Annotated in this window: 11 protein-coding genes and 1 tRNA gene; 10 read left to right on the forward strand and 2 right to left on the reverse strand. The window is 62.3% G+C overall.

Annotated elements, in window-relative coordinates; all coding sequences use genetic code 11:
• Window positions 1-225: 225 nt before the first annotated feature.
• The 5 genes from AC1UK9_RS01005 to pgaD all read left to right on the forward strand — a co-directional run bounded on the left by AC1UK9_RS01005 (window position 226) and on the right by pgaD (window position 8,358).
• Window positions 226-1,731, forward strand: a complete 1,506-nt coding sequence (locus AC1UK9_RS01005) for a YdgA family protein (RefSeq protein WP_025113415.1) — start codon at window positions 226-228, stop codon at window positions 1,729-1,731.
• A gap of 246 nt (window positions 1,732-1,977) precedes the next feature.
• Window positions 1,978-4,461 (forward strand): poly-beta-1,6 N-acetyl-D-glucosamine export porin PgaA, encoded by a 2,484-nt coding sequence (gene pgaA, locus AC1UK9_RS01010; RefSeq protein ID WP_482579045.1) that lies wholly within the window; start codon window positions 1,978-1,980, stop codon window positions 4,459-4,461.
• Between the two features lie 12 nt (window positions 4,462-4,473).
• A complete protein-coding gene (gene pgaB / locus AC1UK9_RS01015; protein WP_025113413.1) occupies window positions 4,474-6,471 on the forward strand; it encodes a poly-beta-1,6-N-acetyl-D-glucosamine N-deacetylase PgaB in 1,998 nt (665 codons plus the stop codon).
• Between the two features lies 1 nt (window position 6,472).
• The gene (gene pgaC, locus AC1UK9_RS01020) at window positions 6,473-7,828 is read left to right on the forward strand and encodes a poly-beta-1,6-N-acetyl-D-glucosamine synthase (RefSeq protein ID WP_025113412.1); all 1,356 of its coding nucleotides are present in this window, start codon (window positions 6,473-6,475) and stop codon (window positions 7,826-7,828) included.
• Window positions 7,825-8,358: a poly-beta-1,6-N-acetyl-D-glucosamine biosynthesis protein PgaD gene (gene pgaD, locus AC1UK9_RS01025; protein ID WP_482579048.1), complete on the forward strand. Its 534-nt coding sequence runs from the start codon at window positions 7,825-7,827 to the stop codon at window positions 8,356-8,358. The genes pgaC and pgaD overlap by 4 nt, the downstream gene beginning before the upstream one ends.
• Here pgaD and AC1UK9_RS01030 read toward each other — a convergent pair.
• Window positions 8,339-9,880: an FAD-dependent oxidoreductase gene (locus AC1UK9_RS01030; protein ID WP_482579050.1), complete on the reverse strand. Its 1,542-nt coding sequence runs from the start codon at window positions 9,878-9,880 to the stop codon at window positions 8,339-8,341. The two genes, pgaD and AC1UK9_RS01030, sit on opposite strands and share 20 nt — an antisense overlap.
• 139 nt (window positions 9,881-10,019) lie before the next feature.
• On the opposite strand from AC1UK9_RS01030, the gene AC1UK9_RS01035 reads away from it, so the two are divergent.
• From AC1UK9_RS01035 to AC1UK9_RS01055, 5 genes are all read left to right on the forward strand, one after another.
• Window positions 10,020-10,580: a YbhB/YbcL family Raf kinase inhibitor-like protein gene (locus AC1UK9_RS01035; protein ID WP_025113409.1), complete on the forward strand. Its 561-nt coding sequence runs from the start codon at window positions 10,020-10,022 to the stop codon at window positions 10,578-10,580.
• Between the two features lie 88 nt (window positions 10,581-10,668).
• Window positions 10,669-12,354, forward strand: coding sequence for a vWA domain-containing protein (locus AC1UK9_RS01040; protein WP_482579052.1), 1,686 nt, complete (start codon window positions 10,669-10,671; stop codon window positions 12,352-12,354).
• A gap of 29 nt (window positions 12,355-12,383) precedes the next feature.
• Window positions 12,384-12,965 carry an RNA polymerase sigma factor gene (locus AC1UK9_RS01045; RefSeq protein ID WP_482580443.1) on the forward strand — a complete coding sequence of 194 codons (582 nt, stop codon included), beginning with the start codon at window positions 12,384-12,386 and terminating at the stop codon, window positions 12,963-12,965.
• Window positions 12,962-13,558 carry a hypothetical protein gene (locus tag AC1UK9_RS01050; protein WP_482579054.1) on the forward strand — a complete coding sequence of 199 codons (597 nt, stop codon included), beginning with the start codon at window positions 12,962-12,964 and terminating at the stop codon, window positions 13,556-13,558. The genes AC1UK9_RS01045 and AC1UK9_RS01050 overlap by 4 nt, the downstream gene beginning before the upstream one ends.
• Before the next feature lie 79 nt (window positions 13,559-13,637).
• Window positions 13,638-13,850 carry a hypothetical protein gene (locus AC1UK9_RS01055; protein WP_473014121.1) on the forward strand — a complete coding sequence of 71 codons (213 nt, stop codon included), beginning with the start codon at window positions 13,638-13,640 and terminating at the stop codon, window positions 13,848-13,850.
• A 77-nt stretch (window positions 13,851-13,927) separates the two neighbouring features.
• On the opposite strand, the gene AC1UK9_RS01060 is transcribed toward AC1UK9_RS01055, so the two are convergent.
• Window positions 13,928-14,004, reverse strand: a tRNA-Arg gene (locus AC1UK9_RS01060).
• Window positions 14,005-14,016: the final 12 nt, after the last annotated feature.

The raw sequence follows: 14,016 nt of genomic DNA on the forward strand, positions 1-14,016 counted from the left end.
GGGAGCGGGCTTGCTCGCGAAGGCGTTTGCAATAACAGCGAAACTCTCCCTGCCTGTCGACTGTCCACACTCCCCATAGACACTCTTTAACCTTTAAACATTGGGCCGCCTCGCGCTGCCAGTGCTAATCTCCACCGCTAATTTCAGCGGAGTCGAGCCGCGACCCGGTCACGGGTTCAGGGAAGACGACCACACTTTCAGCCACGGACATTGATCAGGTCATTCATGAATAAATCAGCAGGCGTGCTTCTCGGGATTGTTGTTGCCATCGGTGCGATCAGCGCCGGCGGGGCCTGGTACACCGGGACCAAGATTGAAGGCGTGCTGAACAACGCCGTCACCAACGCCAACAAAGAGCTGCAGACCGCGATGGCCGGCTCCAATGGCAGCGCGTCGTTGGAACTGGTGTCGCTGGAGCGTCACACCTTCACCAGCACCGCGCACTACCGCCTCAAGGGTGAAGGCGAGATGTTCGGTGACAAGCCGGTCGAGTTGCTGTTCGTCGACCACATCGAGCACGGCCCGCTGCCGTTCTCGCGTCTGGTGTCGCTGAAGTGGCTGCCGGTCATGGCCACCAGCAACTACGAGCTGGAAAAGAGCCCGGCCACCGAAAAATGGTTTGCCGCCACCAAAGGCGCTGCGCCGCTCAAAGGCGTGACCAACATCGGCTACGACGAATCCACCACCAGCAGCGTCGAACTGCTGCCGCTGGAAACGGCGTTGGACGAGCAGTCGAGCCTGAAGTTCTCCGGCCTGACCATGAACATCTCCGCCAGTGCCCAGGCGCAGAAGGTCAAGGCTGACGGCTACATGGACAGCCTGAAACTCGTCACCGTGGCGCAAGACCAGGCACCGGTGCAGGTTGAACTCAACGGTCTGACCCTGGCCAGCAACCTGACCAAGAGCAGCTACGGCTACTACACCGGGGAAAACACCCTGGAGCTGACCAACAGCAAAACCACTTTCGGTCCCAAGCAGTCGGTGCTCGGCGTGAAGAACTTCGAAATGAAGAACCTCACCGAAGAGAGCGGCAGCAACGCCTCCGGCCGTGCTGACTATCAGGTCGGCGAAGTGACCCTCAACGACAAGAAAATCGGTTCGGCCAGCATGGCCATGAGCCTGAAGAACCTCGACATCCCGTCGACCCTGTCGCTGATGCAGATCTACCAGACCAAATTGCAGCCGTACGAGAAGGACGCGGCGGCCGCTGCCGAAGCCGGCCTGCCGGCACCGGAGCTGAACTTGACCGAAGCCGAGTCGGCACAGGTCAAGGCTGATCTGCAGAAACTGCTGGGCGCCGGGCCGCAGATCGCGCTGGAAAACCTGTCGCTGAAGACCGCCAACGGTGAAAGCCGCGCCAGTCTGGTGATTGACCTGACCAAGCCGCAGTCGATGGATCTGCCACCGGATCAACTGGGCAAACAACTGATCGCGTTGCTGGATCTGAATATTCAGGTGTCCAAGCCGATGCTGGTCGATCTGCTGAGCGTCCAGGCGCAACTCGACGGCCAGACTGACGCCAAAGGCATCGTCGACCAGGCGAGTGCCGGTGCCGACATGTTCTCCGGCATGGCGGTCGGTTCGCAGTTGGCGACTGTCGATGGCACCAATGTCGTGACCAAACTGCATTACGCCGCCAATCAGGTGGAATTCAACGGCCAGAAGATGACCGTCGAGCAGTTCGTCGGCTTCCTGATGAGCAAGTTCGCTGGCGTCACGCAAGTGCAGTAATACTGCGTTCTAAATAGCAACGCCCGGCCTCTGATCCCCAGACGCCGGGCGTTTTGCTGTCCGGTGTACGGGTTTTCGGCTGATCCGGCGCCACATTCTGAACAATTATTGTGTTCTGAATATTCGACTACGCTTGCATGCAAGACTGCCTGACTAAGCTTGGCCGAGTGCTATCTGACTTGGTCTCCGTTACGAATGGGCAAGGAGGGCATTGCGACCCGGCTGGCCATGTAAGGATGCTGACGAATGCCGCGTATTGATGTTCCTGTTTTACATCGTGGTCTACGCCCGTTGTTTCGCGTTGCGCTGTGCAGCCAGTTGCTTTGGCCGGCATTGGCGTTTGCCGACACCCCCTATGATCAGATGGTGCGTGATGCCCGTGCCGGGCAGACCACGCCGGCGCTGAATGTGCTGCGTCAGGTGCCGCCCGGTCAGTCGACCACCGGGCAGGTCAGCGATCACCTGCAGATTGCCAGTTGGGCGGGTCTCGATGCCGAAGTGGTGCAGGTCTATGAAACCCAGGGCCGTGACCGGGTGCTGCCGGTGCAGGCGCTGACCGCCACCGCACGCGCCTACCGCAACCTCAAGCGCTGGGACCAGGCGACTCAGGTCTACAACAAGGCCCTGGCGCTGGAGCCGGACAACGCCGACCTGCAACTGGGGCTGGCCCTGACTCAGGCGGACTCGGGCAAACCCGACGAAGCCGTGACTCGCGCCAAGGCACTGGTCGCCGCCAAACCGGATGATCCTTCCCGTCGTCTCGCGCTGGGCTACGCCCTGACCCGCGCCGGCAAGCAGTACGACGCTCTGTTTGAATACGATCAGGCATTCATGCGCGCCGGCAGCAAGCCGGAAGTTGCCCGTGAATACGTGGTCGCCCTGCAAAAGGCGCGTCTGCCGGAACCGGCACTGCGCCTGGCCAATCAACGCCCCGGTCTGATCGACCCGGTCACCCTGCGTCGCCTCGAAGGCGATCTGGCCGCCGAACGCGTGCGTCTGGCCGAACTCGCTTCGCGCAGCGAAAAGGAACGCTACGTGATTGCCGACCGCGCGCTGGCCGATTACGACAAACTGCTTGCCACCTGGACCCCGGACGCCAGCGCCCACGATGACGTGATTCGCTGGCGCATCGATCGCATGGGCGCACTCAAGGCCCGAGCGCGCACTGCCGAGGTCATTACCGAATATCAAAAGCTGCAAGCCGAAGGCGTGAAGATTCCGACCTACGCCCTGCGTTGGGTGGCGGCGTCGTATCTGGATCAGCGCCAACCGGAGATCTCCACCGATCTGTATCGTCAGGTGCTGTCGGCGCCGGACGCCGATGTGGGTGATCGCCTCGAAGACACCACGGCGTTGTATTACTCACTGCTGGAAAGCGACCGCGCCGAAGAGGCGCGCAAAGTCGCTGAGGATCTGGCCAAGAGCCAGAACCCGCGGGTCGAACTCAAGGGCCTGCCCATCGGCAACCCCAACGACGAATGGATGGACGCCCAGCAACTCGCGGCGCAGGCCGGCACCTACAGCTCCGACCTGCCGCACGGTGAGGAGCGCCTGCAGACGCTGGTCGATCAGGCGCCGGGCAATATCGGCCTGCGCCTGGCCCAGGCCGACTTGTATCTGGCCCGTCAGTGGCCCCGCCGCGCCGAAAACCAGCTCAAGGAAACCGAGAGCATGGTGCCCCGCGACATGGGCCTGGAAGTGGCCCAGGCGCGTACCGCGATGACCCTGCAGGAATGGCGGCAGATGGATGCGCTGACCGATGACGTGGTCGAGCGTTTCCCGGACAACCGTCAGGTGCAGCGCGCGGCCCGTGAGCGCGAAGTGCACGACATGTCCGAACTGCGCGTCGAAGCCTACGGTGGCAAGGCCAATGGAGGCGGCGGCAGTGGTGGTGCAGGCGCGGTCAGTGGCAGCCGCGATTTCGGTATCCAGAGCACCCTGTACAGCCCGCCGATCGATGAAGACTGGCGTGTGTTCGTCGGTGCCGGTTATGCCACCGGCGATTTCGCCGAAGGCACCGGCACCGACCGCTTCCAGCGCGTCGGCCTGGAGCGGCGTACCCGCGACATGAGCCTGGAAGCCGAGGTCTCCAACCACGATTACGGTTACGGCGCCAAGCAGGGCGCGCGCATCGCGATTGCCCGCGACATCAACGACAACTGGCAGTACGGCGGCAGCTTTGCCTATCTGTCGGCCGAGACACCGTTGCGTGCCCTCAACAGCGACATCAAGGCCAATGGCGGCAATGCGTTCATCCGCTGGCGCGCCAACGAGAGCCGCGAGTGGCGGCTGTCGGTCAGCCCGTCGCACTTCAGCGATGGCAACAATCGCGTCGAGGCGTTGCTGACCGGGCGCGAAGGCGTTTACAGCGCGCCGAACGTGCAGGTCGATGCCGGTCTGGAAGTCGGCACCAGCCACAACTCCAATTCCGAGGATGTGCCGTACTTCAACCCGAAGTCGGACTTCAGCGTCATGCCGACGGTCAACGTCAACCATGTGCTCTACCACCGTTACGAAACCTCGTGGAGCCAGCAGTTCCAGGCCGGTGCGGGTACGTACAGCCAGCGTGACCATGGCACTGGCGGCATGGCGATGCTCGGCTACGGCCAACGTTATGCCTGGAACGACGTGTTCGAGGTGGGCGGCTTGTTCAGTGTGATCAACCGGCCTTACGACGGTGATCGGGAGACCGATCTGCGTCTGCTCGTCGACCTCACTTTCCGCTTCTAGAAGAGTTTGAAGATGCCTTTGATTACGCGTTTCATCCTTCTGCTGGGAGTGCTGCTGGTCAGCGCCTGCGCCCAGCAAGCCCCGGCCTTCGCACCGCCGTCGCAGCGTCCGGTAGCGGCCAATGAAAAACCGTGGCCGAAAAACCATGTGCTGGGCATTGCCTATCACGACGTCGAAGACCGTGACCCCGATCAGGCGGTGGTGGCGGTACGCACCGAACGCATGATCGAGCAGCTCGCGTGGTTGCGCGAGAACGGCTACAAACCGGTCACCGTCGACCAGATCATGGCCGCGCGCAAGGGCGGCCCGGAACTGCCGCCCAAAGCCATCCTGCTCAGTTTCGACGACGGTTATGCGAGTTTCTACACCCGCGTGCTGCCGGTACTGCGCGCCTATAACTGGCATGCCTTGCTAGCGCCGGTCGGTGTCTGGATCGACACGCCGCTCAATCAACCGGTGGATTTCGCCGGTGCGCCGCGAGCGCGTTCGGACTTTCTGACCTGGGACCAGGTGCGGGAAATCTCGCAATCGGGGCTGGTGGAAATCGCCGCCCACACCGACGCCAGCCACAAAGGCATCCTTGCCAACCCGCAAGGCAACCTGCAGCCGGCGGCGGCGACTCGTCGCTACGATCCGGTCACCAAGCGCTACGAGTCCGAAGAAGATTTTCGTGCAAGGATCCGCACCGACGTCGTGACCATTTCGGAGAAGATTCGCAAGGTCACCGGCTACAAACCACGTATCTGGGTCTGGCCGTACGGTACCGCGGACGGTACTTCGCTGGCCGTGATCGGCGACCAAGGCTACGAAATGGCCCTGACCCTGGACGACGGTCTCGATGCCCTCGACAACCTGATGAGCAGCCCACGCTTCCTGGTGGCCTCCGACCCTGACGGCGAGCATTTCGCCAACAGCATCGTCGCGGCGCAGCAGGATTTCACCATGCGTGTGGTCCACGTCGATCTGGACAACGTCTATGACCCTGACCCGGCGCAGCAGGAAATCAACCTGGGCAAGCTGATCCAGCGCATGGCCGACATGGGCGCCAACACGGTGTTCCTGCAGGCCTTTGCCGATCCGAAAGGTGATGGCCTGGTGCACTCGCTGTACTTCCCCAACCGTCACCTGCCCGTACGCGCCGACATCTTTGACCGCGTCGCCTGGCAACTGCGCACCCGCGCCCATGTGAAGGTGTTCGCCTGGATGCCGGTGCTCAGTTTTGGCCTCGATGCGAAACTGCCGCGCGTGACGCGCTGGGATCCGCAGACCGGGACCACCGCGGTCGACCCGGATCAGTACCAGCGCCTCTCACCGTTCGATCCCGAGGTACGGCGGATCATCGGTGAAATCTACGAAGACGTGGCGCGCCTGACCTCGGTCGACGGCATTCTCTATCACGACGACGCCGTGCTTTCGGACTTCGAAGACGCCAGCCCCCAGGCCTTGAAGGCCTACGCAGCGCATGGCTTGCCGGGGTCGATTGCTGCCCTGCGTGACGATCCGGCAGCGATGCAGCGCTGGACGCGGTTCAAGAGCCGTTACCTGATCGACTTCACCAATGAGCTGACCGCCAAGGTCCGGGCGATCCGTGGCCCGCAGGTGTTGACCGCGCGCAACATCTTCGCCGAACCGGTGCTCAACCCTGACAGCGAAGCCTGGTTTGCACAGAACCTCGACGACTTCCTCGTGACCTACGACTGGACGGCGCCGATGGCCATGCCATTGATGGAGAAACAGACCCAGGCGCAATCCGGCCCGTGGCTCGAAGAACTGGTGGCAAAAATCAAACAGCGCCCCGGTGCACTGGACCGCACGGTGTTCGAACTGCAGGCCCGGGACTGGACGAAAAAAGACCAGGCCGACATCGATGGCGCCCAACTGGCCGACTGGATGGGCCGGCTCAAGCGTCAGGGCGCGACCAGTTTCGGTTACTACCCGGACAACTTCCTCGACAACCTGCCGGACCTGAAAACCGTACGGCCTGCGCTCTCCAACAAATGGAACCCATGACATGCTGGATAGACTGTTAGCCCTGCTTGTTCTGGCGCTCGTCCTCGGCGTGCCGCTGGGATTGATCTTCCTGGTCACCGGGCAGTTCCTGATGGACTTCGTGTTCTTCTACCCGTTGTTCATGTCCGGCCTGTGGATTTCCGGCGGCCTGTATTTCTGGCTGCACTGGGAACGCCACTGGCCGTGGAAGGACGACACCCTGCCGCCGCCACTGGAAGGCGAGCCGCTGATTTCGATCCTGATCCCTTGCTACAACGAAGGCGACAATGCCGCCGACACCATCCACGCCGCGCTCGGTCAGCATTACCCGAACATCGAAGTCATTGCGATCAACGACGGCTCCAAGGACAACACCGCGCAAGTGCTGGACGCACTGGCCAAGGAAGACCCACGGCTGCGGGTCCTGCATCTGGCGGAAAACCAGGGCAAGGCCGTGGCCCTGCGCATGGGCGCGATTGCTGCGCGCAGCGAATATCTGGTGTGCATCGACGGTGATGCGCTGCTGGCGCCGAACACTGCGGCCTATCTGGTGGCGCCGATGCTCGACAACGCACGGCTTGGCGCGGTGACCGGCAACCCACGGATTCGCACACGCTCGACATTGGTCGGGCGGGTACAGGTCGGTGAATTCTCGTCGATCATCGGTCTGATCAAACGTACTCAGCGCGTGTTCGGGCGGATCTTCACCGTCTCCGGAGTGATCGTCGCGTTCCGTCGCACGGCATTGAACCGGGTCGGCTACTGGAGCCCGGACATGATCACCGAAGACATCGACATCAGCTGGAAGCTGCAACTCGATCACTGGAGCATCTTCTACGAGCCGCGCGCCTTGTGCTGGATCCTGATGCCGGAAACCCTCGGCGGCCTGTGGAAGCAGCGCCTGCGCTGGGCGCAGGGCGGTGCCGAAGTGTTGTTCAAGAACATTCGCGGCATCTGGCAGTACCGTCATCGTTACCTGTGGCCGCTGCTGTTCGAATACTGCCTGTCGACCGGGTGGGCGTTCACCTTCCTGCTGTCGGTGATCTTCTGGGCGGTGGGCAAGTTCGTGGTCATGCCGGATGCGATTGCCGTTCACCATCTGATGCCGCCGGCGTTCACCGGGCTGTTGCTGGCGTTCGTCTGTCTGGTGCAGTTCGCTGTCAGCATCATCATTGACCGGCGCTACGAGCCGGGCCTGGGACGCACGATGTTCTGGGTGGTCTGGTATCCGTTGGTGTTCTGGTTCATCAGCCTGCTGACCACGCTGGTCAGTTTCCCCAAGGTGTTGTTCGGTCAGCATCAGAAGCGTGCGCGTTGGGTCAGCCCTGACCGGGGTATCAAACCGGTCGGAGACGACGAAGAGGAGGTCATCAAATGAAAATCATCCGGACCCGCCAGCGCCCCTTTCTGGTCGTGATCGATGTGATCCTCACCGTGCTGGCCTGGGTCGGCCTGCTGTTTCTGCTGGTGCGTGGGTTGTGGCCGCTGATCGACACCCATGCCGGTGGGCCGCGCATCGACAACTCGGCGTTCGAAGCGCTCGGTACTCTGCACGTCTACCTGTGGGTGGCGCTGATCAACGCGGTGATCCTGATTGCCTGGGCCCGCTATCAACAGCGCAAGAGCAGAAGCTTTGCCCAGCGCCGCTTGCCGGCGCCGGTGGTCGACGATGAAGGGCTGACCAAGAGCTTTCGCCTGTGCGATGACCGTTTGCAGAAGCTGCGCACGCCCGGGGTGATGACCATCCACAACGACCAGGACGGTGATATCAGCCATGTGGTGCTGAACTTCCGTCCGCTAGAGCCAGAGCAACTGCCATCACCGCTGGCGCCGCTGGAGCACCCTCGGGTGATCTTCCTGCACGCCGAGGACGACGACAATCGTGATCCTATGAATCGTCCTGGCTGAACTCGCCAACCAGCCGCCATGCCTCTTCCATGGGCAGCGGCTGCTTCATCCGTTCGGCCAGCATCGCCATGGCCCGCTCTTGCTCGCAGGCCACGGCGGCGACCACCACGCCGTTGTCGCCGAACAGGCCGATAAAGGGCGGCTGTTCGGGTGTGCCCTTGAATTCGACTTCATCCCACTGGCTGGCATGGCCCAGGTAGTCGTAGTTTTTGCCGAAGTGCCAGGTCCAGAAAAACGGCACGTCCAGATAATGCTCATCAGCGCCCAGCATGTTGGCGGCGGCGATGCGCGCGTGCTGCTGGGCCAGGCGCCAGTGTTCGATGCGTTGCGGCTGGCCGTTCAGGGGGAACGTGGCGATGTCGCCAATCGCCCATAACCCTTCGCAGATGCGCAGGCCGGCATCGACGTGCAACGACTGGTCTTGCTCCCGAGGTAGCGATGCAAACGGCTCGGTGGCCGGATGCACACCGACCCCCGCCAGCACCAGATCCGCCGACACACGCAAACCGTTGTCCAGCAACACCGCCTCGACGCTACCGTCGCCGGTGATTTCGCGGGCTTCGTGATCGGTGATGAATTTCACTCCGTGCGCTTCATGCAACGCACGGATCGCCTTGCCGACGGCTTCGCCGAACTGCGTGGCAAACGGAATCGCGTGGCGAGCGATCACTGTCACGTCGAGGCCGAACTGGCGCAGGGCCGAGGCGCATTCGAGGGCGATGAAGCTGTCGCCGATGATGACTGCGCGCTGTTCGGGTCTGGCCGCGCGCATGATCTGTTCGGCCTGGGCTTTCGAGCGCAGGACAAACACCTGCGGCAGGTTGGCACCGGGCAATGGCAGGGGGTTGGGCGCGCCGCCGGTGGCGAGCACTGCCGCGTCGTAGTGCAGGGACTGGCCGTCGTCCAACTGCAGGGTTTGCGCTGAGGCATCGAGGGCAGTGATTTCGCCTTGCCGGCGTTCGATGCGCTGCTCTCTATAAAAATTTTCATCACGCAGTGGCGGGGTGTCCTGCGCGGTCATCTCACCGGCGAGGACAAATTTGCTCAGCACCGTGCGGTCGTAACCGGCGTCCGGTTCGCGGTCGATCATGATGAGCCGGCCACCAAAACCTTTCTCGCGCAGTGCCGCCGCACACGCGGTGCCGGCTGCACCTGCGCCGACAATCACGAAAGTGCGCGGATCATCCGCCGGCGGCGTGTGTGCATCCGGTAGCGGTTGATCGTCGACCCAGACCTCATCGCCACGTAACTCCAGCGGATAACGCTTGAGGCTGTCGAGGGCCGGTGGCTCGCACAACGCGCCGTCTTCGGCGCGAAACGCGGCCTTGTGCCACGGGCAGATCAGGCGTCCGTGACACAGCGCACCGTCAGCCAGCGGCGCGCCGGCGTGTGGGCATTCGCCCTGAAACGCCCGTAGTTGGCCGTTTGCGTGGAGCAGAACAATCTTGCAGTCGCCGATTTCGACTTGCAGGCCACGGTCTTCAGGGACATCGGCGACACGGGCGACACGGTGCAGGGACATGATCGGCTTCCTCGCGGGTATTTCTCTTACGAGTTTGCGGCACAGTGCGAGGTTCAGCCAATTGCTACTGCCACGGCATCAACGGTACAGCTATAGTTTGCAGGCCGACGAAGGCCCAACTGCACAAGGTGCTCCCGGAATGACCCGATTGACCTCTCTCAACCCTTGGCTGGCGGCCGTTGCCGTCGCCCTTTGCGTGCAGTTTCCGGCGCAGGCAGCCGAGCGCTTTACCCTCGACATCCCCGGTGTCTCGGACAACCGCCTGTTCACCTCGGCTGCTGCGAGCGATTCGGCCGGTTGCGGCGGCAAGAACCAGTCGCCGGCGCTGGCCTGGAACGCGGGCCCCAGCGCCACCCAGAGCTACGCGATCGTCATGCATGACCCGGACGGCCAGAAGGGCATGGGCGTCGATCACTGGATTCACTACGGCATCAAGGCCACCACTCGGCAGATCCCGGCCGGTGTCGGTGCCAAATCCAACCTCGAAGGCGTTGGCGGCACCAACAGCAAAGGCACCACCCATTACATCGGGCCTTGCCCACCGGTTGGCGACAGCGCCCACCACTACATCATCCAGATCTACGCCCTGGACCTCGCCCCGGACGCCTTGCCGGCCGGTCTGACCCGCGCCGAACTGATGGACAAGATCAAAGGCCACGTCCTGCGTAACAGCAGTGTGGTGCGGCGTTATCACCGCTGAAAATAATTTCAGTGGCGTTTAACCCGAACTGAAGGGGCTGCCCGTCTCAGTGGATGAATGGATCACTTTCATCCCGAGGTCAGCCCCCATGTCCCTTTCTCTGCCTTTTCTGCGACCTGCTGCGGTCGGTGTGTTGTTGGCCGTCGCCGGTTGCGGCGTGTCTTCCAATCCGGAGTCAGCCGCCGTCCCGGCGCCGGCCCAGCCGCAGGCTTCGATTCAGCACGAAGCGGTTATGGCCGATGTCGCCATGGCCAAACGCAGTGCGCGTCCGGCGTCGATGGCCAGTTTCGTGGCGATGCCGGCCCCTGAAAGTTATCCACAAGGCTATCGCGACGCGCAGCGCGAGCAATATCAAACGCTGGCTGACAACCCGATCCATAGCGTCGCCGAGTCCCCGGTCTCGACCTTCAGCGCCGACGTCGACACCGGCGCCTATGCCAACGTCCGGCGTTTGCTCAATCAGGGGCGTCTGCCGCCAGAAGGCGCGGTGCGACTGGAGGAAATGGTCAATTACTTTCCCTACGACTATGCGTTGCCAACTGATGATTCGCCATTTGGCGTGACCACCGAACTGGCCGCCACCCCGTGGAATCCGCACACCCGTCTGCTGCGCATCGGCATCAAGGCCTCTGACCGCGCCGTGGCCGAGCTGGCGCCGGCGAATCTGGTGTTTCTGGTGGACGTGTCCGGATCGATGGATCGCCGCGAAGGACTGCCACTGGTCAAAAGCACGCTGAAATTGCTGGTCGATCAGTTGCGCGAGCAGGACCGGGTGTCGTTGGTGGTGTATGCCGGCGAATCCCGCGTGGTACTTGAGCCAACGTCCGGACGGGAGAAAGCGAAAATTCGCACAGCCATCGAGCAATTGACCGCAGGCGGTTCAACGGCTGGCGCGTCAGGCATCGAACTGGCCTATCAAATGGCGCAGCAGGCATTCATCCCCAAAGGCATCAACCGCATCCTGTTGGCCACCGACGGTGACTTCAACGTTGGCGTCAGCGACTTCGACAGCCTCAAGCAAATGGCTGTGGATAAACGCAAAACCGGAATTTCCCTGACCACCCTGGGTTTTGGTGTGGATAACTACAATGAACACTTGATGGAACAACTGGCCGACGCCGGCGATGGCAATTACGCCTACATCGACAACCTGCGCGAGGCGCGCAAAGTGCTGGTGGATCAACTCGGCTCGACCCTGGCGGTGGTGGCGAAAAACGTCAAACTGCAGGTGGAATTCAACCCGGCGCAGGTCAGTGAATATCGCCTGCTCGGCTACGAAAACCGCGCGCTCAAGCGTGAGGATTTCAGCAACGACAAGGTCGATGCCGGTGAAGTCGGCGCAGGACATACGGTGACTGCGCTGTATGAAATTGTCCCGGCAGGTGAGCAGGGCTGGCTGGAACCGCTGCGCTACGGTAAATCGGAGGCGGCGGTTGCGGCGAAGAACGGGGAATTGGCGATGCTGCGTGTGCGTTATCAACAGCCCGAAGGTGGGAAAAGTCTGCTGATCGAGCGGCCGATTGCCAATCAGGTCGCACCGGCCAGCGAGGATCTGCGCTTTGCCGCCGCCGTCGCGGCATTTTCCCAGCAGCTCAAGGACGCTCGCTACACCGGCGATTTCAGCCTCAAGGACACCGAAGCGCTGGCCCGTGGCGCGCGCGGCGATGACCGTTTCGGCTTGCGCAACGAGTTTGTGCAACTGGTGGAACTGGCGCAAAGCCTGCGCACCTCAACCGCATCGAGTGCGATGCCCACTGAGCGACGGATTGAATAGTGAGCCGCCTCAAAGGCTTCATCACACAGCTGTTTGCCTCCGCCGACAGCCTTGAGGCCAGCAGCGACGAATCGCTGCTGGCTCGTTATCGCGAGGGCGACAGCGTGGCGTTCGAGATTCTGTACGCCCGCCATCGTCAGGGTTTGTACGGCTTTCTGCTGGGATTGAGCGGCAAACCGGAACTGGCTGACGAAGTATTTCAGGACACCTGGCTGAGCCTGATTCGCAGTGCCAGTCAGCCACAGGGGCGGGCGACGTTTCGTACGTGGCTGTTCCAGATTGCGCGCAATCGCCTGATCGATCACTGGCGCAAACACGGTGCTCATCAGCCGCTGCACGACAGCTACGACGAACAGCTGCATGCGGTTGGCGACGAGACCAACGATCCCGAACAATTGCTGAACCTCAGCCGCGACAGCCAGCGCCTGGAAAGCGCCCTGCAAGCCCTGCCCGCCGATCAGCGCGAAGTGTTCCTGCTGCGTGCCCACGGCGACCTCGACCTGGCGCAAATCGCCAGCCTCACCGAAACACCGCTGGAAACCGTCAAGAGCCGCTTGCGCTACGCCCAGCAAAAACTGCGTCGGCTGCTGGCCGAGGAGGTACTGACATGACTGACGCCCGCCAGACACCCGAAGAACAACTGCTCAAGCATTACCGCGAGCAACACACCGGCGAACCGCCAGAGCACCTCGATGCGCTGATTCTCGCCGCTGCCCAGCGCGCCGCGCCGGCACTGAAGCCAAGCCTGTGGCAACGTTGGCTGCAAGCCTGCCAGAAACCCCGTTGGCAGGTCGCGTTCGCCAGCCTGGTCGGCGTGGCCCTGATGCTGTCGCTGGTGCAACGTGCACCGGAGCCGCAACCTCGATTCGACTTCGCCCCGGCCGCCAAACCCGCCGCACCACTGTCGCGCAAACAAGCCCCCGAAGCGCAGTCGCTGGCAACCCCTGCTGGCGCCATGCCCGCGCCGGCGCCGATGATGGAAATGGCTGCACCGATGCAAAGCGACGTAACCAGCGCCGACGAAGCCAAAGTCAGCAAACGCGCCGCCGCCCCGGCCAACGGCCTCGACACGCAACTGCGCGAAGTGCTGCGCCTGCGCGAATCCGGCCAGTCGCAAGCCGCTGATGCGCTGTACAACAACCTGCACAAACGCTACCCCAGCGTGGACCTCGACCTGCGACTGGAACAAATCCGCCAAAATTGACCGCCTGTTCGCCCAGCCATTTGGCATTGCCCCGCAAAAACGCGCACTATCGGGCCATAGCTGAACGCTGGAGAACACCGTGGCACCAAAAATCGACCGCATCGCCCAACTCCTCAACTGCCCGGAAAAGGGCGAGGAGATGCGGCGCGCGATTACCGAGGCTCGCAAGGAGTTTCTGCTGAACCAGTCGGAAGAAGACGTCGTGGAAGAAGACGAGGTTTTTGAGGAGGTTGGGGAGGAAGACGATGACGAGGACGACGATTACGATGAGTTTGACTGGACGACGGAGTGATCGCCGTCGCATGAAAAACCAGCGCCCACAAAAAAGCCCCGGACCATCACAGTCCGGGGCTTTCTCGTTTAAATCAGTGGTGCACCAGGCGGGATTCGAACCCACGACCCCTGCCTTCGGAGGGCAGTACTCTATCCAGCTGAGCTACTGGTGCAGCGGGCGACAT

This window comes from Pseudomonas sp. AK-TSAG1-1, from assembly GCF_056821665.1.

Coding starts and splice junctions, on each gene's coding strand:
- AC1UK9_RS01005 (WP_025113415.1), top strand. CDS start 226: ATGAATAAATCAGCAGGCGTGCTTCTCGGGATTGTTGTTGCCATCGGT.
- pgaA (WP_482579045.1), top strand. CDS start 1,978: ATGCCGCGTATTGATGTTCCTGTTTTACATCGTGGTCTACGCCCGTTG.
- pgaB (WP_025113413.1), top strand. CDS start 4,474: ATGCCTTTGATTACGCGTTTCATCCTTCTGCTGGGAGTGCTGCTGGTC.
- pgaC (WP_025113412.1), top strand. CDS start 6,473: ATGCTGGATAGACTGTTAGCCCTGCTTGTTCTGGCGCTCGTCCTCGGC.
- pgaD (WP_482579048.1), top strand. CDS start 7,825: ATGAAAATCATCCGGACCCGCCAGCGCCCCTTTCTGGTCGTGATCGAT.
- AC1UK9_RS01030 (WP_482579050.1), bottom strand. CDS start 9,880: ATGTCCCTGCACCGTGTCGCCCGTGTCGCCGATGTCCCTGAAGACCGT.
- AC1UK9_RS01035 (WP_025113409.1), top strand. CDS start 10,020: ATGACCCGATTGACCTCTCTCAACCCTTGGCTGGCGGCCGTTGCCGTC.
- AC1UK9_RS01040 (WP_482579052.1), top strand. CDS start 10,669: ATGTCCCTTTCTCTGCCTTTTCTGCGACCTGCTGCGGTCGGTGTGTTG.
- AC1UK9_RS01050 (WP_482579054.1), top strand. CDS start 12,962: ATGACTGACGCCCGCCAGACACCCGAAGAACAACTGCTCAAGCATTAC.